20 protein-coding genes and 1 riboswitch are annotated in these 23,649 nt (G+C 43.4%); of the genes, 9 read left to right on the plus strand and 11 right to left on the minus strand.

The genetic code is table 11. The features are described 5' to 3' along the window. Window positions 1-117: 117 nt before the first annotated feature. A complete protein-coding gene (locus ABD772_RS04645; RefSeq protein ID WP_345101276.1) occupies window positions 118-756 on the plus strand; it encodes a hypothetical protein in 639 nt (212 codons plus the stop codon). 6 nt (window positions 757-762) lie between these two features. Here ABD772_RS04645 and ABD772_RS04650 read toward each other — a convergent pair whose 3' ends face one another. Next, the gene (locus ABD772_RS04650) at window positions 763-1,212 is read right to left on the minus strand and encodes a cold shock domain-containing protein (RefSeq protein WP_345101277.1); all 450 of its coding nucleotides are present in this window, start codon (window positions 1,210-1,212) and stop codon (window positions 763-765) included. A 93-nt stretch (window positions 1,213-1,305) separates the two neighbouring features. Then, window positions 1,306-1,500, minus strand: a complete 195-nt coding sequence (locus ABD772_RS04655) for a cold-shock protein (RefSeq protein ID WP_345101278.1) — start codon at window positions 1,498-1,500, stop codon at window positions 1,306-1,308. Window positions 1,501-1,749: 249 nt separating this feature from the next. Between ABD772_RS04655 and ABD772_RS04660 the strand changes: the two genes are divergently transcribed. Continuing rightward, the gene (locus tag ABD772_RS04660) at window positions 1,750-2,106 is read left to right on the plus strand and encodes a hypothetical protein (protein ID WP_345101279.1); all 357 of its coding nucleotides are present in this window, start codon (window positions 1,750-1,752) and stop codon (window positions 2,104-2,106) included. A 49-nt stretch (window positions 2,107-2,155) separates the two neighbouring features. On the opposite strand, the gene ABD772_RS04665 is transcribed toward ABD772_RS04660, so the two are convergent. The 6 genes from ABD772_RS04665 to ABD772_RS04690 form a co-directional block, all read right to left on the minus strand. Further along, window positions 2,156-2,551: a (R)-mandelonitrile lyase gene (locus ABD772_RS04665; RefSeq protein ID WP_345101280.1), complete on the minus strand. Its 396-nt coding sequence runs from the start codon at window positions 2,549-2,551 to the stop codon at window positions 2,156-2,158. A gap of 271 nt (window positions 2,552-2,822) precedes the next feature. Beyond that, window positions 2,823-4,523, minus strand: coding sequence for an ATP-binding protein (locus tag ABD772_RS04670; RefSeq protein WP_345101281.1), 1,701 nt, complete (start codon window positions 4,521-4,523; stop codon window positions 2,823-2,825). Continuing rightward, window positions 4,520-4,846: a circadian clock KaiB family protein gene (locus tag ABD772_RS04675; protein WP_345101282.1), complete on the minus strand. Its 327-nt coding sequence runs from the start codon at window positions 4,844-4,846 to the stop codon at window positions 4,520-4,522. The genes ABD772_RS04670 and ABD772_RS04675 overlap by 4 nt, the downstream gene beginning before the upstream one ends. Window positions 4,847-4,855: 9 nt before the next feature. Next, complete coding sequence (gene kaiB, locus ABD772_RS04680; protein WP_345101283.1) at window positions 4,856-5,149, minus strand: circadian clock protein KaiB; 294 nt, start codon at window positions 5,147-5,149, stop codon at window positions 4,856-4,858. Next, window positions 5,149-6,903: a circadian clock protein KaiC gene (gene kaiC, locus ABD772_RS04685; protein WP_345101284.1), complete on the minus strand. Its 1,755-nt coding sequence runs from the start codon at window positions 6,901-6,903 to the stop codon at window positions 5,149-5,151. Before kaiC ends, kaiB begins: the two co-directional genes overlap by 1 nt. Window positions 6,904-7,160: 257 nt before the next feature. Then, a complete protein-coding gene (locus ABD772_RS04690) occupies window positions 7,161-8,267 on the minus strand; it encodes an AAA family ATPase (protein ID WP_345101285.1) in 1,107 nt (368 codons plus the stop codon). 1,161 nt (window positions 8,268-9,428) lie between these two features. On the opposite strand from ABD772_RS04690, the gene ABD772_RS04695 reads away from it, so the two are divergent. Then, window positions 9,429-11,621, plus strand: coding sequence for a hypothetical protein (locus tag ABD772_RS04695; RefSeq protein ID WP_345101286.1), 2,193 nt, complete (start codon window positions 9,429-9,431; stop codon window positions 11,619-11,621). A gap of 279 nt (window positions 11,622-11,900) precedes the next feature. Here the strand turns inward: ABD772_RS04695 and ABD772_RS04700 are convergent, their stop codons facing one another. Continuing rightward, window positions 11,901-13,295 (minus strand): arginine decarboxylase, encoded by a 1,395-nt coding sequence (locus ABD772_RS04700; protein WP_345101287.1) that lies wholly within the window; start codon window positions 13,293-13,295, stop codon window positions 11,901-11,903. 98 nt (window positions 13,296-13,393) lie between these two features. Then, complete coding sequence (gene ctlX / locus ABD772_RS04705) at window positions 13,394-14,317, minus strand: citrulline utilization hydrolase CtlX (RefSeq protein ID WP_345101288.1); 924 nt, start codon at window positions 14,315-14,317, stop codon at window positions 13,394-13,396. Window positions 14,318-14,621: 304 nt separating this feature from the next. Here ctlX and thrS point away from each other — a divergent pair, with 304 nt between their 5' ends. The 6 genes from thrS (at window position 14,622) to ABD772_RS04735 (ending at window position 22,428) form a co-directional block, all read left to right on the plus strand. Continuing rightward, window positions 14,622-16,547 carry a threonine--tRNA ligase gene (gene thrS / locus ABD772_RS04710; RefSeq protein ID WP_345101289.1) on the plus strand — a complete coding sequence of 642 codons (1,926 nt, stop codon included), beginning with the start codon at window positions 14,622-14,624 and terminating at the stop codon, window positions 16,545-16,547. Between the two features lies 1 nt (window position 16,548). Further along, window positions 16,549-17,115 (plus strand): translation initiation factor IF-3, encoded by a 567-nt coding sequence (gene infC / locus ABD772_RS04715; RefSeq protein ID WP_345101290.1) that lies wholly within the window; start codon window positions 16,549-16,551, stop codon window positions 17,113-17,115. Window positions 17,116-17,184: 69 nt separating this feature from the next. Beyond that, entirely contained in the window at window positions 17,185-17,385 is a 201-nt protein-coding gene (rpmI, locus tag ABD772_RS04720) for a 50S ribosomal protein L35 (RefSeq protein WP_214070640.1), read from the plus strand. Window positions 17,386-17,455: 70 nt separating this feature from the next. Then, window positions 17,456-17,800, plus strand: coding sequence for a 50S ribosomal protein L20 (rplT, locus tag ABD772_RS04725; protein ID WP_100341497.1), 345 nt, complete (start codon window positions 17,456-17,458; stop codon window positions 17,798-17,800). 254 nt (window positions 17,801-18,054) lie between these two features. Further along, window positions 18,055-21,111 (plus strand): amidohydrolase family protein, encoded by a 3,057-nt coding sequence (locus ABD772_RS04730; RefSeq protein WP_345101291.1) that lies wholly within the window; start codon window positions 18,055-18,057, stop codon window positions 21,109-21,111. Window positions 21,112-21,123: 12 nt separating this feature from the next. Further along, window positions 21,124-22,428: an amidohydrolase family protein gene (locus ABD772_RS04735; protein ID WP_345101292.1), complete on the plus strand. Its 1,305-nt coding sequence runs from the start codon at window positions 21,124-21,126 to the stop codon at window positions 22,426-22,428. Between the two features lie 57 nt (window positions 22,429-22,485). On the opposite strand, the gene ABD772_RS04740 is transcribed toward ABD772_RS04735, so the two are convergent. Continuing rightward, window positions 22,486-23,265, minus strand: coding sequence for an SRPBCC family protein (locus ABD772_RS04740; RefSeq protein WP_345101293.1), 780 nt, complete (start codon window positions 23,263-23,265; stop codon window positions 22,486-22,488). A 103-nt stretch (window positions 23,266-23,368) separates the two neighbouring features. Further along, a riboswitch (cobalamin riboswitch) is annotated at window positions 23,369-23,565 on the plus strand. Window positions 23,566-23,649: the final 84 nt, after the last annotated feature.

A 23,649-nucleotide genomic window follows, 5' to 3' on the forward strand; every position in this document is an offset into this window, starting at 1 on the left:
CCCCAAAGGTAGGAATAGCTTGGTTTGAGATTGTTGGGTGAAGGTAAAGAAAAGCTTATGTTTGCCGAACATTTAGCTGTATCACAAACATCCTAAATCCTTAACTGAGGTATTACTATGAAAGCGAACCACTATGTACTTATCTTATTAAACGTTTTAACCTTATTAGCCTGCAAGAATAAAAATCGTCATTCCGTTAGCGAGGCTATTAAAAGCGAAAGTAACACGCACACAGATAACGCGACTGTTGCGATCGCGAAGGTGGCTGCAGATAAACTGATCATTCCAGGTAAAAGCATCAGACAAATAGCACTAAACGAAGCGCGGAGCCAGGTTATGGCACAATTGGGTAAACCCGACTCCGCGGATGCGGCGATGGGTAAAAGCGTAGCGACCTGGTATACCGATCATAGTAAAAAAGGCTATGCCACAAATATCTATTTTACTACCGACAAGGGTAATGACGATACCGCCCGTGTAAAAGTGATCCGTATTACCTCGCCCTCGTTCAAGATCAATAACCGGCTTTACACCGGGGTATTGCTCGCCGATGCGCAAAAGCTTTACAAACTCGACAAGTTGGGAACCTTTAAACTAAATAACAGTAAACGCACCCTTTATGATGATAGTGCCGCCGGTGTAACCTTCGAGGCGGACCGCAGCAACAATATAACCGGCATCGCCATTCACGAAGCCGGCAAAAATGTCCTGAATGCTTATATGGCGTTTTTTGGGGAGGTGAATGCTGATAAGTAACTAAGATTATATCTTAGTTACATTTACTGCGCTAAGTCCTTTAGGGCTTTTCTCAACACTGTAGCTTACTTTGTCTTTTTCGTTAGCCTGATAGTTGAGGTTGTTTACGTGGAAGAAAATGTTTTCCTGGGTCTTGGCATCGCGGATAAAGCCATAGCCCTTGGCAGTATTAAAAAAGCTGATCACGCCTGTTTTAATCAGATCGTCCGGCTCGGGTACATATTTGGGCGTGGCAATCTGGATATCTTCTGCCGATATCTTGTTTTGTCTTCCGGCTACAGGAGGGGTAGAGGTGATGTTGCCATTTTCGTCGATATAAGCCATCATATCTTCGAGGCTTTTGCCTTTGCTGGAGTTTTCTTTACGAACCTCGGCCTTCTCTTTCTTTTCTTGCTGTTTCTTTAAGCGTTTTTTTTCTTTTTCTTTTTTGTTGAATGTTTCGTTGGATCTCGCCATGCGGTATTTAAAGTATGTTTGTTATTAAATTGTTTCTAAAACAAAACACCCGCCTTGAAGGGCAGGTGTCTCGGAGTAAATTTATCGTGATGATTAGATTACTTTTACGTTTACTGCGTTCAAACCTTTTCTGCCGTTTTCAACGTCATAGCTAACTGTGTCGTTTTCGCGGATTTCGTCGATCAAGCCTGTTGAGTGTACAAAGATTTCTGCCTTTGTGTCATTTTGTGAAATAAACCCAAAACCTTTTTGAGTGTTAAAAAATTTCACTGTTCCTTCTTTTTGCATTATATTGTTTTATTTAATAAGCGTGCAAGGTACGTTTAATAATTGATATATTTTTACTTTTGGTCAAATAATTAAAATAAATTTAAAATGAATAACGAAAAGTGAAAACTAACGTTAAGTATAAAGTAACGCCACAGCTTCTCATATATTGGCTCCAATACCGGCTTATCATCACTTAGATATTACCCTCAAACTGATTCGGGTGATCTTTAAGCTTTTTTAATTATTAACCCCGAATCAGCAAATAATATGATAAATAGTAACGAACAAGCCCTCGCGGCAGATGCGCAACATCTCCTGAATGATAAAGTCAATATGTTTTTATTTGATTTAAAGAACGAGGCCACCGAGCATGGCTTTAAATCGGGCGAGTCATGGAGCCTTCACATGGCAACCGATGACGAGATCACCGACCTGAAAAGGAGCCATCATCTGGTGGTTTCCATGCGTTTTAAGCCAACTTTGTTATTACAGGCTTATCAGCAGGTTAAAAACGGCATACAGCAATCTGTCAGCAAAACAGAGACCGAACTGTCTGTGAACGACCTGATACGCGAAGGCAAACAATATATTGCGGCATATCCCGTACGTATCCCACGCAAATAAATACAACGAAGACTATAACTTCAATTACAAAGCCGCTTTCATAGCGGCTTTATTGTTTATACGTCTCATCTGTCACATGTTCCAGCCATTCTACTACGTTGCCCTCTAAGTTTTCCTGTATGGCTATGTGGCTCATGCCGTTGGTAGCCGAGGCGCCGTGCCAGTGCTTTTCGTTAGGTTCAAACCAAACCACATCACCCGGTGTGACTTGTTCAACCGGGCTGCCCTCGCGCTGTACCCAGCCCAGGCCTGCAGTAATAATAATCGTCTGACCCAGCGGATGCGTATGCCAGGCTGTGCGTGCACCCGGCTCAAAAGTTACCGTGGCTGCCGCACCACGACGCGCCTCATTAGCGTCAAACAATGGGTCTATTCTTACTGCTCCCGTAAACCAATCTGCCGGACCTTTTATAGAAGGCTTTGTACCTGTTCTTGTAATTTCCATAAAACAGTTACAGTTAAGACACAATGTTGTTTTATTCTAATGACAAAACCACCGCCTTTGGTGGTAGGTCAGGGGTGGAGGCTATGCTAGAAACTACGATCTTAGTATTTGTCATGAAATACAAACAATATATTGCGGCATATCCCGTACGTATCCCACGCAGATAAATACAACGAAGACTATAACTTCAATTACAAAGCCGCTTTAGGTTCAAACCACATCACCGGGTCCGACTTGCGCGACATGTGTGCGCATTGGCGGCCACCACAGATTATTTGGCCAGCGGAATTGTAAACCAAAAGGTACTTCCTTTTCCGATGGTGCTTTCTACGCCTATTCGGCCACCGTGTTTTTTAATAATTTCGGCACATATATAAAGCCCAAGGCCAAGCCCTGAAAGCAGCTGGCTGGTGCCGATCCCCCTGTAATAGCGTTCAAACAGGTGGGGCAGTTGCTCCTTAGAAATTCCGGGGCCGTCGTCTGTCACGGATATTTTTGCAAAATCGTTCACCCTTTTGGTATGAATAAGAATAGGTTGTGAAGTACCTGCATATTTTACCGCATTATTAACCAAATTTACCAATACCTGATCTATTTTCTGTGGATCTGCATTTACCTGCAATTGAGTTTCACCATAGCTGATAAGCTTATTGGTACCTTCTGCACGTACATGCGGGCAACAATCATCAATAAGCGATTGTAAACTAAAAACTTGTTTATTTAATTGTAATTGCCCCTCGGTTACTTTTGTGCCGTTTAATAAATCGTCAACCAATACGCTGACTTTATTCAAGCTTTTATTGGCTTGTTCTATAAACTTGGCGAATGTTACCGGGTCTGGTTTATCTTTCATCCGGTACAACAACTGCAGCGACGCCTTTAAACTGGTAATAGGGGTCTTGAGTTCGTGGCTGGCAACGCTAATAAATTCATCTTTTTGTTGCAATGCCTTGCGGCGATGTGTTACATCCATAAATGTACCTATACTACCTGCGATTGCGCCGTTCTCGTCCCTGATGGGTGCGGCATTGATGGAAATGTAAAAGCGTTCAGCATTACCGGGAGGTTGCACGGCAATCTCTTGATCGTACACCGGCTCACCTGTAGACATCGCAAGCGCCATCGGATGTTCGTCAGCCGGCAGGGGCGTGCCGTCTATACGAAAGTTTGCCCATTTGGGGTCGTTATAAGTTTGTTCTTCGTTTTGATTTTGCGTAAGGCCCAATATTTTTTGCGCCATTGGGTTGGCATAGGTCAGGTTTCCATGGCTATCTATAATACCTACGCCCTCGGCCATGGTTTCCAGTATCCGGCTTAAACGCTCCTGATTGGCATATAATTCTGCCGTGCGTTTCCGTACCGTTTTTTCAAGATTATCATTTAATTCGTCTGCAAGTTGACGGGCCTGTTCAAGCGCCTTGTTTTTTTCTTCTAAAAGCCGTCGTTGTGTTTTTTGTATGCTTAGGTCGGTAACAATTACGCTCATGGCTATGCCATCTTCCAAAGCTAATGTTTGCAATGACAGCAATACAGGCATTTGTGTGTTACTGGCAACAAGGTGCAACTCTTGCTTGCAGCTTACGCTCCAGGCATTCTCTATCAAGGTTTTACAATGTTCTTGTTCATCATCAGCCAGGAAATTAAAAAATAGCTTGCCTACTACTTTTTCCAGAGGCAAAGCTACCATTTCAGCAAACTTGGAATTACTAAAAAGTATTACCCCATCACGGTTCAAGGTAAGGGCACCCGTAGTCATTTGCTCAATGAATATGCGGTAAGCCTGGTCAGAGCTTCGTAAAGTATACAACTGATGGCCATCATCCGCCTTCATAATCAGCGCGTCGACTTCGCCATTACGTATAGCCTCGATGGTGTCGTTCGCCTCCTCCAGTTGAATCCTTGTCTCCAGAAGTTCTGCCTTCAACGCGGCAAGGTCACGCTCTAATTGTTGATATGTAAGTTCTTCATTCACGCTTCCGGTTCATTTGCGAGGCCAAGCCCGCGTAATACTTTTTGAGTGTCCGACATATCGCCTACAAGCAGTCGCCTGGGAATAGGCTTTTTTTTTAACAACACCGGCACCGCTGTAATATTTTCCAGTTGAGCAAGCTCGGGTTGCTGATGTATATCAATGATATCCAGCTCATAACGGTCACGCAACTGTTGCTCCAAAATATCTTTCAGATTATTTATGGCCCGGACAGAAGCCGGCGAAGACCCGGCCACAAAAAGCCTCAGTTCATAGTGGCCGTCATCTGCAGGCCCTAAATAAGGGTCGAACTGATCATTACTCATTTGTGTTCTTTAATTTGACTTTGGACGCGGGCGTATATCAAGCCCTACAAGCACTTTTTCTTCATTAGACAAATCGCCGATAATTTTACGTACCGGCTCCGGAACTTTTTTAACCAGCGTCGGGATAGCCAGTATCTGGTCGCCTTCCGCCAACTGAGGATTTTTCAGGAGATCAACAACTTCAATTGAATATTGCCCATGTAAATATTCTTCGCAATATTTTTTTAGGTTCTGTAGTGCTGTTACAGACTTTGCAGTATGACCAGCTACATACAACCTAAGCTCATAAATTTTTTTAGCCACTATTTTTTCTTTTTTTGTAAGGCTTGTGACGAGACATTAGTAACATTTTTTCCTGTGCGGATATCAGATAATTCCTGACGGTTTTGTTGCTGCACGCCCCGTTTTATCTCCTCTTCGATATATACTTTATTTAATTCTTCTTCTGTCGACTCAAATTCATTACGGAGGCCTTCTATTTTGGCTTCCAATACTTTCCGCTTCCGCACTATTTCGCGGTCTTTACGGCTCAGGGCGTGTGTGTGCAGCACTTCGCCGGTTTCTTCAAGCAATATTTGCGCTTTGCGGGCTGATCCTGTCAATACGCCTTCCGGGCCAACGTAAACTTCAATTAAATCAAGTCCGTTATCGGTTATGACAAATTCCCGAACCTGGTTAGAATGCTTCATCCCGCGAGATTTCATGATGTAGAGGCCACGGTTACGTTCACCATTCATTTCAATATCACGTATCATCATCCAGGCATCTACCAGCGAAGAGACGCCCTCGTCGGTTTGTTCATTAACAATATTGTTTAATGACAAGGCCGTAAACATAGCCGTAATTTGTTCTTGCTGCAGAAAATCAATCAAACGTACCAGCATTGACTTTACTTCGCTAACTGTGCCTACCGTTATTAAATTGGTGATTGGGTCAAGTACCACAACGTGTGGCTTAAATTTTCTGATCGCTTTATAGATGGCCACCAGGTGCATTTCCAGGCCGAACAATGTGGGCCTGGAAGCATGGAACTGCAGGTACCCTTTATCTATATGGCGCTGAATATCCAGGCCCAGAGAGCCCATATTACGAATGATTTGCTTCGGCGATTCTTCAAAAGCAAAGTAGAGGCAACGTTCTTTACGTTTACAAGCTGCATCGGCAAAAGTAGCCGCAACCGAAGTTTTTCCTGTGCCCGCAGTACCCGACATAAGTATACTGCTGCCCCGGTAAAAGCCTCCCTTACCCAACATCTTGTCTAAAGCATCAATACCCGAACAAACGACATCAGAAGAAACTTCTTTATCAAGCAGCAATGAAGTTACCGGTAACACCGTAATTCCTTCTTCATCTATTAAGAAAGGGTATTCATTGGTGCCGTGCAGTGAGCCGCGATATTTAACGACGCGCAAGCGGCGCGTAGAAATCTGATCGATGATACGGTGATCCAGCAGGATCACACAATCAGATACGTATTCTTCCAGTCCCTGCCTGGTCAGGCTGCTGTCGCCACGCTCACCGGTAATGATCGCGGTAACCCCCTTATCTTTAAGAAACTGAAAAAGTCGACGCAGTTCTGCGCGTAAGATAGCCTGATTAGATAAGCCCGCAAACAAATTTTCAATAGTATCCAGTACTACGCGTTTGGCACCCACAGTGTCAATAGCGTGTCCAAGGCGGATAAATAGTCCTTCTAAATCATATTCACCGGTTTCTTCAATCTCACTTTTATCAATATGTATATAATCAATCTTAAGCAGCTTGCTTTCCTGGAGCTGTTCCAGATCAAATCCAAGCGACGCAACGTTCATCGCAAGTTCATCAGCCTTTTCTTCGAAGGCGATAAATACGCCGGGTTCGCCAAATTCCTGTACACCGCGAACAATAAATTCAATAGAGAACAGGGTCTTACCACAACCCGGTCCGCCGCAAATAAGAGAAGGCCGCCCCTTTGGTAAGCCACCCATGGTTATCTCGTCAAAGCCTGAAATACCTGTAGGGGTTTTTTCAAGAGTGGCTAGTTGGTGACTCTGGCCCTTAGAATTCTTTTTAGACATTAAAACATTAATTAGAACGATAATTCAACTAAGTTACAATGATAATTTAACTAAGTTGCAATTTTATCAATTAAAAACTTTCTGCTCAAATAATGAAGAATATAACCCGTTTAACGCCAGATGGTTTTATTGATGAGCGTTTTTTCTTATAAACAATAAGAATTTTACAAATTCAGTTCCCCGGTGCAGTGCTATAATTCCTCGGTCAGGCCGCCCCAATAGCTATCGGGTCAGCCTCAGATGTCGGTAGATTAATCCTAAGAATATCCACCCACGCTCCCCAACTTCTTCACCAATCTAAACACTGAGGAAAGAGAGATGCCGGTATCAGCAGCTATTTGCCTGATACTGCGGCCTTGCTGGTGCAATTGTAAAATGCGGACTTCCTGGTGCTTGCGTTGCTGCTCGGTATAGGGGCTCAGGTGGTCGGTTTCGTTGCCCGGGCCGTAAAAATCAAAATGCAGGTTATTGTAGGGTTTTATGATCTCGCACAAGTATACATTATCGGCGCCATAAACCTGGCTGCCGCTGCGCTGTTTGATCTGCTTGAGGTAGCGCCAGCTGCTTTTGGTCTGGCTTTCGCCGATGGCAAAAGCGCTGTCGGCAAAGTTTATGAGCATCTTGCTGCCCTGCAGGTCGTTACGGGTAACGGGTTTGGCAGGGTTGCGTTTGGGCGTATGCGCAAGCACCAATACAGACAGGCCATATTTATTTTTGATGGTCTGCAAATTTTGCATCAGGTTTACGGCCGTGGCGGCCGACTGTGTACTGCTGCGCAGGCAGGTAATGTTGTCAATAATAATCACCCGCGCCCCGCTGCTGACGATCGCATTTTCGAGCGCATTGTTGATATACTCATGATAACTGTTAAAACGGCGGGATCCATCGGCATCCGGATTAAATACTACGCGGTAAAAGTTGGGGCCAAACTGGTGCTGCCCGTGCAGGTCGCTGGTGTAGCGTTTGGTAAATTGTGCATCGTTCAGCTCAAAATCAAAATACAAAACCGTTGATGCCTGCTGCTTCATAGCAAAGCGGGGAAGTGGCGTGCCGCGACTCAGTGCGTCACCGATCTGTACCGCCAAAATAGACTTACCCACATTGGTATCGGCAAACAAGATACACAGCTCACCCTCATACCAGAAATCGCCAAAGAGCATGGCGCTGTCGGCTTGTTGGCGTGTAGTGTGCAGAAATTGCGCAGCGGGCTTAATAATGAAGGCGTCCTTACTGTCGGGCGGGCCGCTAAGCCAGTCATTCAGTTGCTTTTCTTGTTTAGGCTTAAGCGGCCCTCTGGCCATCTGGCGAATCAGCTCAATCTCGGCCGGCCGCTCAAAGTAGGTGTGCGAGTCGTTGTAATTCATAAAAATTTCGGTAATGATGCAAGGTACGGAGGTTTTGCCGGAGAGGTGGTGACAGTAGTTTGTCAGTATGCTAACTCAAATAAAATCAGGTCTTGCTGAATATCAGAATCTTAGCGTAGCTATGAAGGTTAGCATGACAATATTATAATCGGTGTCATCTCGACCAACGGGAGAGATCTATACATATGCTAAGTATGGCGTGAATGTTATGTATAGCTATCTCGCTATCGCTCGACATGACATTTTTTGTTGGTATGCTCAAGAGAGTAGTTCTCTTCGTTCCTCGTCGAAATAATCGGTGTCATCTCGACCAAACGGGAGAGATCTATACATATGCTAAGTATGGCGTGAATGTTATGTATAGCTATCCCGCTATCGCTCGACATGACATTTTTTGTCGGTATGCTCAAGAGAGTAGTTCTCCTCGTTCCTCGTCGAAATAATCGGTGTCATCTCGACCAACGGGAGAGATCTATACATGCTAAGTATGGCGTGAATGTTTATGTATAGCTATCCCGCTATCGCTCGACATGACATTTTTTGTTGGTATGCTCAAGAGAGTAGTTCTCCTCGTTCCTCGTCGAAATAATCGGTGTCATCTCGACCAATGGGAGAGATCTATACATATGCTAAGTATGGCGTGAATGTTATGTATAGCTATCTCGCTATCGCTCGACATGACATTTTTTGTTGGTATGCTCAAGAGAGTAGTTCTCTTCGTTCCTCGTCGAAATAATCGGTGTCATCTCGACCAAACGGGAGAGATCTATACATATGCTAAGTATGGCGTGAATGTTATGTATAGCTATCCCGCTATCGCTCGACATGACATTTTTTGTCGGTATGCTCAAGAGAGTAGTTCTCCTCGTTCCTCGTCGAAATAATCGGTGTCATCTCGACCAACGGGAGAGATCTATACATGCTAAGTATGGCGTGAATGTTTATGTATAGCTATCCCGCTATCGCTCGACATGACATTTTTTGTTGGTAATAACATTGCATATTGCGGCTCTCGAAATAAGGGCTAAGGCCAAATGAACGCTTCGTAACCATCCGAGTACCTCAGGATCAATTGAGCTTTAAAATACAACGGCATTCAATATTAATCATTACTTCATCTACACATCATTTTTAATCGTAATTTCAAGCCTGCTAATCATCATGAAAAAAGTCGCCTGTTTATTTATTCTATTATTCGCGTTGCTGTCTACAAAAGCACAAGTGCCCGACAAAAGCTGGTGGACATTTTCGTATCTGCAGAACCAATCGCCTCAAAAAGATCTGCTAAACCTGCGTAGCCTTAACGAGCATTTTGCCGGCGAACACGGGTTTATACAATTAAGTGCCGATGGGAATTCGTTTGTAAACAGTAAGCAGCAGGAAGTACGCTTCTGGGCCTGCAACGGTGGCAGCCTTGCTGCCGGGTTTGATGATAAAAAGCTGGATAGCCTTGCCCGTTTCCTGGCAAAGATGGGCGTAAACATCATTCGCTATCATGGCGCTATAAATCCGCATGGAAAAAATACCCGTTTGATGGAGGTAGATACTACCGAAGCCCGCAGTATATGGCGCTGTGTGGCTGCTATGAAGAAGCAAGGTATTTACACCGTTATTTCGCCGTACTGGCCGGCTAATGGCCATATGGGCGGTTGGATACCGGCAGAGTGGGGCATAGATGGCTACAGCGGCAAGGACGATATGTGGGAAGTGCTTTATTTTAATAAGCGAATGAAAGAAAGCTACAAAGCATGGGTAAAATATCTTTATACTACACCCAATCCTTACACCAAAGTGGCCTTGAAAGATGAACCTGCGGTAGCTGTCATACAGGTAATAAACGAGGATTCGCCATTGTTTTGGACAATGAGCGCAATAAAGCCGGCGCTGGCGAAAATGGTAGGGGTGCAGTTTTCTGAATGGTTAAGAAACAAATATGGTGCGCAGCCGGGTATTAAAGACACCACCGAACTGCTGCCCAGTTATGATATGACCATACCGCCGCGTCAACATGCCAACAGCCGCCTGCATGATGAGGTTGAGTTTTATGCCGATCATCAACGCGCTTTTTATGATGATATGGTACATTACTATCGCGATGTATTGGGCTGCAAGCAATTGATTAACGGAAGTAACTGGCGCACGGCGTCGCAAAGCCGGCTGCTTGATCTGGAACGCTGGACCAATAGCGGAGCGGAGGTTATTGCCGTAAATAAATATTTTGATCCGCAGCACAAGGGGCCAAACAGCGGCTGGAGGGTAGACCCGGGAGACTTTTATGGGGCCCCGTCGGCATTGAAAAACCCTGCCGATCTGCCAACAAATCTCAAACACGTTGCAGGCCGCCCCATGATGGTGACCGAAAGCGGCTGGAACTTGCCTAACAGATACCAGACCGAAGGCGCGCTACTGGTGGCCGCCTATGGCGGACTTACCGGGCTGGATGCCTTTTTCTGGTTTACACCAACGGCAGCCAACTACATGCAGGAACCTTATTTTACCTTTCTAAATATAAAAGGGCAGCATCCTATGAACCGCTGGAGTACCTCAACCCCAGGCGAGATAGGAATGTTCCCGGCAAACGCCCTGATACAAAGACTGGGGTATGTGAAGGAGGCAAAGGTGCTTCAGGAGCAGCGCACAATGAAAAGTATGTTAAACCGCGATGTGCCGCCTATTTTTGAAGAGCAATCGTTCGACCCGAACCGCGATTTCGTGATCAGTGATAATAAGGACAAAGGCGAGTTGTCGCCGCTTACTTTTTTAACGGGCGGCGTATCCACAAAGTACGATAGCAAAAAAGATACGATTCAGTTATCAGCCGATCTGAAGAAATTGATCAAGCCCAAAGAATCTAAAGTAACCTCAATAACCGGCGAGGAAGAGCTGGATTACAAGACAGGGATATTTGTGCTCAACACGCCTAAAGCAAAGGCCGTATCGGGCTTTTTAAATAGCAAAAAAAGCTTCAATTTAAATGAAGTAACCATTACCTCAAATAATAAATACGCCACTATCGAACTGGTAAGCATGGACGGAAAAGATCTTGGCCAATCAAAAAAAGTTTTATTACAGGTGGGTACCATTTTCAGGCCTACCGGCTGGGACGAGCAACCCGCTACATTTGACAATAACCATAAGCAAACGGACGGCTTTAAAATTATCAACACCGGCAAAATGCCCTGGCTGGGCATGCCTGCTGATGGTACCATCAGCTTAAAAAATAAATTGATCAATAAAGCTATACAACTTGACGCCGCGGGCCACGCGGTTAAAACTCTTGATCTTCAGAAAAAGAGTAACAGCGTAACGCTCAAACTCCCGCCCGATGCGTTTTATATCTTGCTGGAAAACTAGAGAAAGTATTTTACATGCTTAATGCAGGTGTTTCATAGGTGTGTTTCACTCCTAAAATTGAAACATACGCCAAAAAGAACATAAAATGTTTATTTTCAAATAGTTATATACGTTTACCTAAACTATTACTACTGTTTCAAAGTGTTTCACTGGTTTTTCACAAGTATCTTATTTACAGCTACTTAACCTATAAAAGTGTTTCAAGTGTTTCAAAGTGTTTCACTATTTTATGAAACGCCTGCACCATAAAAAAAGGCCAGATTAACCGGCCTTAAACTATTAGGTATTATAACCTAATATCTTGAGTACTTGTTTGCTGTTTTGCTCCTCGCCAAACACCTCGAAGTTAAAGGTCTCATCGCGGTTGCGCCTGATGATAACATGCTTAGGCGATGGTAACAGGCAGTGGTGGATACCGCCATAGCCGCTCAGTACCTCCTGGTAAGCACCCGTGTTAAAGAAACCCAGGTACTGCACCTTACGGGTTTTCGGCATGAACACACTGTTCATGTGCGCTTCCTGGTTGTAGTAGTCCTGGCCATCGCAAGTGATGCCACCCAGGTTTACGCGTTCGTATTCTGAGTCCCAGTTGTTGACAGGCAGCAATATATATTTTTGGTTCAGTGCCCAAACATCAGGCAGGTTGGTAATGAATGAGCCGTCGAGCATCAGCCAGCGCTCGCGGTCGTTTTGCTGCTTACGGCCCAATACTTTGTATAGAATACCTGAAGCCTCAGCCACGGTATATTTACCGAATTCGGTGATGATATCAGGTTCGACGGTATCGTTCTCAGCACAGATCTCTTTGATACGCTTCACAATCTCATTGATCATATATTCGTAATCAAAATCAAACACCAGCGAGTCCTTGAAAGGCATACCGCCACCAATATCCAGCGTATCCAGATGTGGGTTTATCTTTTTGAACTTGCAGTACAGTGTTACGTATTTTTCCAGCTCGTTCCAGTAGTAGGGTGTATCAGAAATACCCGAGTTGATAAAGAAATGCAGCAGCTTAACCTGAAAATTAGGATTGTTCTCGATCTTATTGTAATAAAAATCAATAATATCCTCCATACGAATACCCAAGCGTGAAGTATAAAACTGGGAGTCGGGTTGTTCCTCAGCTGCTATACGGATACCCAGGTTACAAGGTGTAGTCAATTCAACCTCATCATCGTACAGGTTAAACTCCTCCTTATTGTCCAATACCGGGACAATGTTCTTGAAACCGTCATGCAGCATATCAATGATATACTGTTTATATTGAAACGTCTTAAAGCCGTTGCATATAACGGTCATGTCTTTAGCTATTACCCCTTTTTTCTCCAGTGCATCAATCATCGGCATATCAAAAGCCGATGAAGTTTCCAGGTGAATATCATTCCTCAAAGCCTCTTCGACAATATGCTTAAAATGCGAGCTTTTGGTGCAATAACAATATTTATAGCTGCCGCGATAATTGTTCTTGATAATTGCCTGCTGGAATAACAATTTGGCCTGCTGTATTTTCTTGGTAATAATAGGCAGATAGGTAAAACGCAGCGGAGTGCCGTACGTTTCAATCATCTCCATTAAATTAAGATCATGGAAGTATAATTCGTCATCAATGATCTCGAAGCCATCCTGCGGAAAGCCAACGCTCAAGTCAAGAAATTCCTGGTAACTCTGCATTTATTAAAATTTTGGCAAAAATGTAATTTTTTAACGGAAATAACACTCAATTGTTAGTGGAAATTTATAGTGCGAGTGTAATTTGTTTGATTATCCGTTTAAATATCCGTGTTTGGCGGCAGGTACACTTCGGCAATCATACACCGCGCACTGCCGCCGCCGTTGGTTTCGATGGTATTTATATCGGCATAAATAAGTTTACCAAAGGATGAGAGTATTGCTTTCTGCTCGTAATTCAACGCATCAAATGCATTTTTCGACATCACGATCAAAGTTTCACCGTTCTTGTTTTTTATCTCAAGCATATTACCGGCAAAGCTGCTTACTTGATCAAAACTGATATTTATAACTTGCTTGCCGCTATTCTTTAACGAGAGAATAACACTGTCCTTTTCAGTTTTATCGGGTATGCCATCCAAACAGATCACCGCAAAATCGCTCCCTATACACATCATAACATTGGTGTGATAAATGGCTAAACCGTTTTGATCGACTGCCTGAAAACTTACAGCATTATAACCAGTTTGCTTACAAAAAGTATCCAGCACCCCCTGATTTGTGCGTGGCGACAGGCAGGCATAAACAATTTTATTGTCCCGGTCTAACACCATACTACCTGTTCCTTCCAAAAATTGGTCTCTGAGTTCAAAATGAGTCAAGTCAATCACATGTTTTATGGTAAAGCTCTCCTTCAGTTTTCGGATGATATCCTCGCGACGCTCCAAACGGCGATTCTGCGCCTGCATCGGATACGTAAAAACGTCGCCATTGTCATGGAATGATATCCAGTTATTAGGAAAGATGGAGTCGGGGGTATGAGGTTCGGGCGTATCATCGATAACAGTTACTGATACGCCGTTATCGCGGAGTGTTTTTACCAGTCCGTCAAATTCCTCCAAAGCCCGAACTTGTACAGCTTGCTTATCGGGGCTTTGAGTTTGAAAGGCATTGCTGTCAGCGGTCTGTTCGTTAAAACCAAAGCTTACCGGGCGTATCATTAACAGGTTTGAAGTGGCTTGCATTGTACAACTATATATAACCAATGTAACAATAACTTTTAGCAATTGTTAAAATTCGGCTTTATAGCCCAGAAATCGCCTGGCTTATAAATCAGGAAATTAAAATTCAAAGCGCCGATTGATCAATCACTTTGGATTAACTTTTGTGACTTTTAAGTCAGCATTTGGATCACTGATTTTTTAGCTTTAATAATACCCGGGCGGCAATAATTCCAAAATAATTGTATTTTCGCTCCACAAAACAATAGGTCACACGCGTAAGTGACCGTCTAACTTATTTTTTATAAAATTTAAATCATAGTTGTAGATGATTAACATTACACTACCCGATGGGTCCGTTCGTCAGTATGACAAAGGGATCACTGCCATGAAGATTGCACTATCAATCTCCGAAGGCTTAGCCCGTAACGTTTTAGCAGCCGAAGTTGACGGCGAAGTATGGGACTCAAGCCGCCCTATTGAAAAAGATTCAAGTGTTAAATTATTGACCTGGAACGATACCAAAGGTAAATCAACTTTCTGGCATTCGTCAGCGCACTTAATGGCCGAGGCCCTGGAAGCACTTTATCCGGGAACAAAATTTGGTATCGGCCCAGCTATTGAGACTGGTTTTTATTATGACGTAGATTTTGGCGACCGCGAATTTTCATCAGACGAATTCAAAAAAATCGAAGATAAGATTATCGAACTGGCCAAGACTAAAGAAGAGTTTGTGCGTAAACCAGTATCAAAAGCCGATGCTTTAGCTTATTTTACAGAGAAAGGCGACGAGTATAAATTGGATCTGATCAAAGATTTGCCAGATGGATCAATAACTTTCTATACCCAGGGTAACTTTACTGACCTTTGCCGTGGGCCGCATATACCTAATACAGGTTTTATTAAAGCTGTTAAGTTGATGAGCGTTGCCGGTGCTTACTGGCGCGGTGACGAAAGCCGTAAACAGTTAACTCGCATCTATGGTGTTACCTTTCCGAAAGCCAGCGAACTGACTGATTACCTGCATATTTTAGAAGAAGCCAAAAAACGCGATCATCGTAAGTTAGGTAAAGAATTAGAGCTATTTGCTTTTTCTGAAAAAGTGGGGATGGGTTTACCGCTATGGTTGCCTAAAGGAACTGCTTTGCGCGAAAAGCTGGTTAACTTCCTGCAAAAAGCACAGGTAAAAGCAGGTTATGAGCAGGTTATTACGCCGCATATTGGTCATAAAAATCTGTACGTAACTTCTGGTCACTATGAAAAATATGGTGCCGATGCTTTCCAGCCTATCAAAACTCCGCAGGAAGGAGAGGAGTTCTTCCTGAAACCGATGAACTGCCCGCATCATTGCGAGATCTATAAAACAAAACCACGTTCATATAAAGACTTACCTGTACGATTAGCCGAATTTGGTACTGTTTACCGCTATGAACAAAGCGGTGAGCTTCACGGCTTAACCCGTGTGCGTGGATTTACACAAGATGATGCGCATTTATTCTGTCGCCCTGACCAGGTGAAGGAAGAATTTATGAAAGTGATAGACCTGGTGTTATATGTATTCAAAGCCCTGGGCTTTGATGACTATGTGGCACAGGTATCATTGCGTGACCCTGAAAATAAAGCTAAATACATCGGTAGCGATGAGAATTGGGCTTTAGCCGAAGCAGCTATTATTGAGGCTGCAGAGGAAAAAGGGTTGAGAACAGTAGTTGAATTAGGCGAAGCTGCGTTTTACGGCCCTAAGCTTGACTTTATGGTTAAAGATGCCCTAGGTCGTAAATGGCAACTGGGTACTATCCAGGTTGATTATAACCTGCCTGAACGTTTTGAATTAGAGTATACAGGTAGCGACAATATGAAACATCGTCCGGTAATGATTCATCGCGCGCCTTTTGGCTCATTAGAACGTTTTGTGGCGGTATTAATTGAGCATTGTGCCGGCAGTTTCCCGCTGTGGCTATCGCCTGAGCAATTTATTATTTTGCCGATCTCCGAAAAATATGAAGATTATGCAAAAAAACTTTCAGAAGAGTTAAAGAATTCCGATATTTGCGGGCTAATTGACTTCAGAGATGAGAAAATAGGGCGCAAAATACGCGATGCTGAAGTTAAAAAGATCCCATATATGCTGATTGTGGGCGAAAAAGAAGCTGCCGAGAACGTAGTTTCGGTTCGTAAACATGGTCAGGGCGACTTGGGAAGTATGAGCATAGAAGAATTTAAAAAACAAATAATTAAAGAAATAACCGTATAACTTGGCATTAAACAGACCAGCAAACAGAGGACCAAGGCCTCCTTTTAAGAAAAAAGAGGCTGAACACAACATCAATCAATTCATCAGGGCTACAGAAGTTCGTTTAGTAGGCGACAATGTAGAAACAGGTGTTTATTCGCTTAGAGACGCATTAGCGATAGCAGAAGAGCAGGAATTAGATCTGGTTGAAATATCTCCGAACGCGGTTCCGCCGGTTTGTAAGGTAACTGATTATAATAAATTCATCTACGAGCAAAAGAAAAAGCTTAAAGAGATAAAAAATAATGCCAAGCAAACAGTTATTAAGGAGATCCGCTTCGGACCGAATACTGATGATCATGACTTTGAGTTTAAATTAAAGCATGCTACCAAGTTTTTAGAAAGCGGCGAAAAGGTGAGAGCCTACGTACATTTTAAGGGCCGTGCAATTGTATACAAAGAACAAGGCGAGATATTATTGCTGCGTTTTGCACAAGCTTTAGAAGAGGTTGGCAAGGTAGAGCAACTGCCGAAACTTGAGGGAAAACGGATGTTTTTAACCGTTGCGCCAAAAGCAGGTAAAAAATAACAAAATACGCTATTGCGTATCAAGATAATGCGTTGAGAAACGCTTAATTAACACAAATAAATAACGGATATGCCAAAAATGAAAACCAATTCCAGTGCTAAAAAGCGTTTTAAGCTTACTGGAACCGGTAAAATTGCAAGAAAAAACGCATACAAAAGCCACATCTTAACCAAGATGTCAACCAAACGTAAGCGTAACCTTACTCACACCAGTTTAGTATCTGATGCTGATATGGGTAACGTAAAACGTATGCTTTGTATCGGAAAGTAATTAATTAATTTTTAACCAGGTATTAGAGTATTAAAGACCGCAAGGCACTCACTACCAAAAAGACAAGAAAATGCCACGTTCAGTTAACGCCGTAGCGTCGAGAAGACGCAGAAAAAGGATCATGAACCTCGCCAAAGGTTATTGGGGTTCACGCAGCAAGGTTTACACCATTGCTAAAAACACAGTTGAAAAAGGTTTACAATACGCTTACCGCGACCGTAAAACCAAAAAAAGAGAATTTAGAGCTTTATGGATCCAACGTATTAACGCTGGTGCCCGTCAGCACGGTATCTCTTACTCTCAGTTAATGGGTAAGTTAGCCGCTAAAAACATTGGTTTAAATCGTAAAGTATTAGCTGATCTGGCTATGAACAACCCGGATGCTTTCAAAGCGGTGGTTGATGCGGTAAAATAAATCGTAACCAACACATAATAAAGAAAGACCTGCAGTAATGCGGGTCTTTTTTGTTTATAACGATTTGCTCATTATACATAGCCATTGACTTTAGTTAACGGCTATGATTTTGGTAATTAATTAACAACGGAGATCGATGCAAATCATCTGAACGGGAATAAGAGAATATTTACTAACATTTCTGTTACCCAATTAAAAAACCATTATAAAAAGTTATATTCGATGATACTATAACTGACTCATAATTAGAATATATGAAGAAACTTTTACTCTTTAGTTTCGCTGCGCTGTTATGCAATTTCGCCCGGGCGCAACAAACTTTTCCGGTAAATGGCGTGCAGGACATTCGTCCCGGATTGTATGCATTTACCAACGCGACAATCGTCGTAAGTTCGCAGCAAACAATTCCGAACGGTACTTTATTGGTTAAAGACCGTGTAATTGAATCGGTGGGAACAGGGACCTCAGTTCCGAAAGGCTACGTGGTGGTTGATTTGAAAGGGAAATACATCTATCCCAGCCTGATAGACGCTTACACCACTTATGGCCAGCCGGAAGCACCGAGACAGGCGTTTGCTTTCGGCAGCGGTGGCGGACGTACTGTGACACCAATATCTACCAAACCAGGTGCTTATGGCTGGAATGAGGCAATCCGCCCCGAAATGAATGTGAAATCAATTTTCCATGCCAACGGAGCCAACGCTGAAGCTTTTAAAAAAAATGGTTTTGGTGCCGTACAGTCGCTTATTCATGATGGTATAGCACGCGGCACATCAGTGGTGGCAACCTTAGGCGATGAGCGTGATAACCTGGTTGTCCTGAACGATGAGGCTGCGGCAAACTATTCATTTTCAAAAGGAACGGCAGCCACCAACTATCCATCATCATTAATGGGTAGTATTGCGCTGGTAAGACAAACTTATTTAGACGCGCAATGGTATGGCTTGCAAAAAGAGGAGTACAATATTTCATTGGCTGAGTTTAATCGCCAGCAAAACTTGCCTCAAATATTTGAAGTAAGCGATCCATTAATGGTATTACGTGCCGACAAAATTGCCAAAGAATTCAATAAAAAATATATCTATAAAACTGATGGGGATGAATATCGCCGTCTGGACGCCATGAAAGCAACCGGCAGCAGTTTCATTATTCCGCTAACTTTTCCGGACGCATTCGATGTTGAAGACCCATTACAGGCCAGAAAGATCTCCTACGAGCAGTTGAAAGACTGGGAATTAGCACCTAATAACCCGGCGCTTATGGAAAAAGCAGGCATCCGCTTTGCGATCACATCCTACGGCTTAGGTAATCCGCGCGATTTTTGGACAAATCTGCGCACGGCCATAGATCACGGGCTAAGCGAAGCGCAGGCACTAAGGTCGTTAACAGAGATACCTGCCGAAATGCTGGGCGTAAGCGATAAAGTAGGTACACTTGCCAAAGGCAAAATGGCTAACTTCCTGATTACATCCGACGATCTTTTTAAAAGAGGGAATGTAATTTACGAAAACTGGGTTGAAGGCAGACAGTACGTGGTAAGCCGCGTAAGCGCTATTAACCTGGCGGGTACTTACAAGTTGAGTGGCGATGGATTGGCGGGTCTCAATCTGCGAGTAACCGGAAACCCCGGATCTTATGAATTGAATGTTCAACGTACCGGGGGAACTGATAGCAGTCGCACCCGTGGGACCTTTATCCGCACAGGTGATATGGTGACCTTATACTTCGATCTGAAAAATAATCCGGCGGGCACAATCCGCTTAAATGGTTATATTGCATCTACCTCGCCACTAACCTTAACCGGAGGCGCCATATTACCTGATGGTACCTCGACTAGTTGGTCGGCTGTTTATTCAGGTACTGTACCCGCCACCGAGCGTCGGGAGCCGCCGAAATCTGACCTGACTTACGGACCGGTTGTTTATCCATTTGCTGCTTATGGCAATATCGAAATACCAAAGGCAGAAAATGTACTATTTAAAAATGCTACCGTTTGGACAAATGAAAAAGAAGGCATCCTGAAAAATGCTGATGTACTGATAGAAAATGGAAAAATAAAAGCTGTAGGCAAAAATCTGCCGGCAGGTAATGCTAAAGTTATTGACGCTACCGGCAAACACATTACCGCAGGTATTGTCGATGAACACTCGCATATTGCGGCAACGGGCGGTATTAACGAAGGTACACAAGCTGTTACTTCAGAGGTAAGGGTAGGTGACGTTTTGGATTCGGAAGATATTAACCTGTATCGCCAGTTAGCAGGAGGGGTTACTACCTCACATATCCTACATGGTTCGGCAAATCCTATCGGTGGTCAAACCATGCTGATCAAACATCGTTGGGGTATGTTGCCTGAACAATTAAAAATGCAGGGTGCTCCGGGCTTTATCAAATTTGCGTTGGGCGAGAACGTTAAGCAAAGCAATTTCAATTTACCTGGCGGACCAAACACCCGTTTCCCACAAAGCCGTATGGGTGTTGAGCAGGTTTATGTAGACGCTTTTACCCGTGCTAAGGAATATAAAGCGGCACACGCTGTAAAAGGCAATCATGTTCGCCGCGATCTGGAACTGGACGCTCTGGTTGAAATATTAGACGATACACGTCATATTACTTGCCACTCATACGTACAGTCCGAAATCAATATGCTGATTCACGTTGCTGATTCTATGGGTTTCAAAATAAATACTTTCACGCACATCCTGGAGGGTTACAAAGTAGCCGACAAGATGAAAGCGCATGGTATAGCCGGTTCGACATTTTCTGACTGGTGGGCTTACAAAAATGAAGTTAAAGAGGCCATTCCATACAATGGAAAGATCATGCATGATGAAGGCGTACTCACCGCATTTAACTCAGACGATGAAGAAATGGCACGCCGCCTTAATCAGGAGGCCGGCAAGGCAGTTACCTATGGCCACATGAGCGAAGAAGAAGCGTTGAAACTGGTTACTTTAAATCCGGCCAAGATGCTGCACGTTGATAATAAGATTGGCAGTTTGAAAGCAGGCAAAGATGCTGATCTGGTTGTCTGGTCGACAGACCCGTTATCAATTTATGCGGTTGCTGAAAAAACTTATGTCGATGGTGTTCCATACTGGGATTATGATAAAGACGCGGCCAAGCAAAAAGAGCTGAGAGCCGATGAAGGCCGTATTATCCAGAAAATGATAGAGGCTAAAAACAAAGGCGCTGCTACGCAGCCTGTAGGTGGAGGTGGCCGTCGTCGCCCGAATTATACTTGCGATACCATTGAGGATAGCGCTTATGTGGTTGCTGACGATTATAATGGAATGGCTAAATCAAAATAAGGACACAACAACATGAAAAAGATATTAATTTTTGGAGGATTGTTGCTGAGCACTGTCCTTACCTATGCCCAGGCCACTATCTCACCGGCCAAACCGCAGTTAAGACCAATTGTCATCACCGCCGCCACTATTCATATAGGTAATGGCCAGGTGATCAATAACGGCTATATTGCTTTTAATAAAGGGAAAATAACAGCAGTAGGCGAGGGCACAGCGCCAAACGTTAATGGCGCTGATATTATTAATGCCGCAGGTAAACAGGTATATCCGGGGTTTATTTGCCCGGTAACTACCTTAGGCTTGGTTGAAATTGAAGAAGGAGCGAAGGGTACCGTTGATGACGAGGAAACTGGCGAGCTGAATCCTAACGTCCGCTCGATCGTTGCATATAATACCGATTCGAAGGTTATTCCAACCGTACGTTCAAACGGTATTTTATTGGCGCAGCCTACACCAAATGGCGGAATGTTGTCAGGCCAGTCTTCTGTTGTACAATTGGATGCCTGGAACTGGGAAGATGCTGCTTATAAAACTGATATTGCCGTACATTTAAACTGGCCGGTGGTCAGGGCAGGACGCAGGCGGGCGCCTGTAGCAGCGGCAGCAGGTGGTGAGTCGCCGGACGAAGAAAGGTTAAAACAATTGGATGAGATAAATAATCTGTTTACTGCAGCTAAAGCTTATGCTGAGACGAAACCTGAAGTTACAAATCTAAAGTTTGAAGCTTTAAAAGGCCTGTTTAACGGCAGTAAAAAGTTGTTTATCAACGTTGATGGTGCTAAAGAGATTATTGAAGCGGTATCATTTGCCGGTAAATTGGGCATCAAAGCAGTGATAGTTGGAGGTAAAGAGTCTTACCTGGTGACTAATTTATTAAAACAAAATAATGTACCTGTTATCATCAGAGAAACTCAAACACTTCCTGCCAGAGACGAGGACGACGTTTATTTACCCTATAAATTACCTAAAATATTGCAGGATGCCGGTGTCGAATATGGATTAACCGGGATCGGTTTCTGGCGTCAGCGCAATTTGCCATTTGAAGCAGGCGAGGCGGTAGGTTATGGTTTAACCAAAGAACAGGCATTAAGCATGATTACCATTAACAACGCTAAAATATTAGGTATTGATAGAACAACCGGTACATTAGAGACAGGTAAAGATGCCAACTTATTTATTTCGGGTGGGGACGCTTTGGATATGCTCACCCTAAATGTCGAGCAGGCTTTTATTCAAGGCCGAAACATCAATCTTGATAACCTGCACAAACAACTTTACAAAAAGTTTGCCGACAAGTATGGATTAAAAACCGAGTAAAGGGTATCTCACTAAAAACAAAGGCCTCATCTGAACATCCGGATGAGGCCTTTTTAGTTAAACCTGTTTGGTTTTTTCGGTTACATGCACTTTTGATGTCGATTTATGTGTATGGCCATTTTTGGCGATAGGTTTTAAAGAATTCTCCAGATCCATGTATTGTTTAAAATTACGCACGTCATTGTCTACTATATTTTTAAAATATGGATTCAGCAAACTGGCGATACTTGCGCCAACTCCGCCTGCTGGTGGCTGATAGGTTATCAGCACATCAACCAGAGTGCCCTTACCATCCAATGCGTCCCGGAAAAATACTTTGCCTGCGTTATCGATGATGGAATCTGGCAATGAGCTCCAGCCAATCATTTCGCCGGGTTTATCGGCAACAATTTCCGCGTCCCAACTAACGGTGCCGACACCGGTAGGCAGTTTCATTATCCAATGTGAGCGGATTTCATCAATCAGTTCAACGCTTTCCAGGTGATTCATGAAGAGCGGCAAATTATCCAACTGTCGCCAGAAACTATAAACTGCCTGTCGCGGCTTGTTAATTGTAAATGCTGAGCGAATATTGATGTTTACCGGCTCCTGGGTATTCTTACCAATCTTTGAATAAATAGCACAATGTCCGCTGATACCACGATTCAACAAGTAACCACCTGTACCTAATTTTAATATACTGGTTAACGGACTTGAAAATAAGTTACCCAAACCCGAGAAAGTAAGTTTAACCCCTGCTGCGATGGAAATATAGCGCTCGGGCCAGTTCAAATTTATATCTGCCGGTTCGGTACCTGTAGGATGCAGTTTAGCCGGATATAAGGTGTTTCTTGCCATAATTTAATATTTTATGTTATTGTTAATTAACAGTATAGCAAGCCTCTAGTTTTGGTTTTAATAAATTAAATGCCTCGACGCTTTGCGGTTAAGGTTTGTTATTCTACTTTTGCAGGGCTTTAGGTTTCTTGTCGGTAATCATTTCGATAGAGAATTAAAAGGGAATACAGTGTAAGTCTGTAACTGTCCCGCAGCTGTAAGCTCCATAACCGCCGTCTATTCAATTGGTCACTATTTATTAATGGGAAGACCAGACAAAGGGGAGTAAGTCAGAAGACCTGCCAGAGCACGATATACTATTCACAGCTTTCGGGGATTGAAGCTTGGATTTGAGATACTCACCTGTGTAACCGGCGTGTTTCCGTTCCAATATTTTTCCTGTTT

The sequence above is a fragment of the Mucilaginibacter panaciglaebae genome, from assembly GCF_039539265.1.
Taxonomy (GTDB): Bacteria; Bacteroidota; Bacteroidia; order Sphingobacteriales; family Sphingobacteriaceae; genus Mucilaginibacter; species Mucilaginibacter panaciglaebae.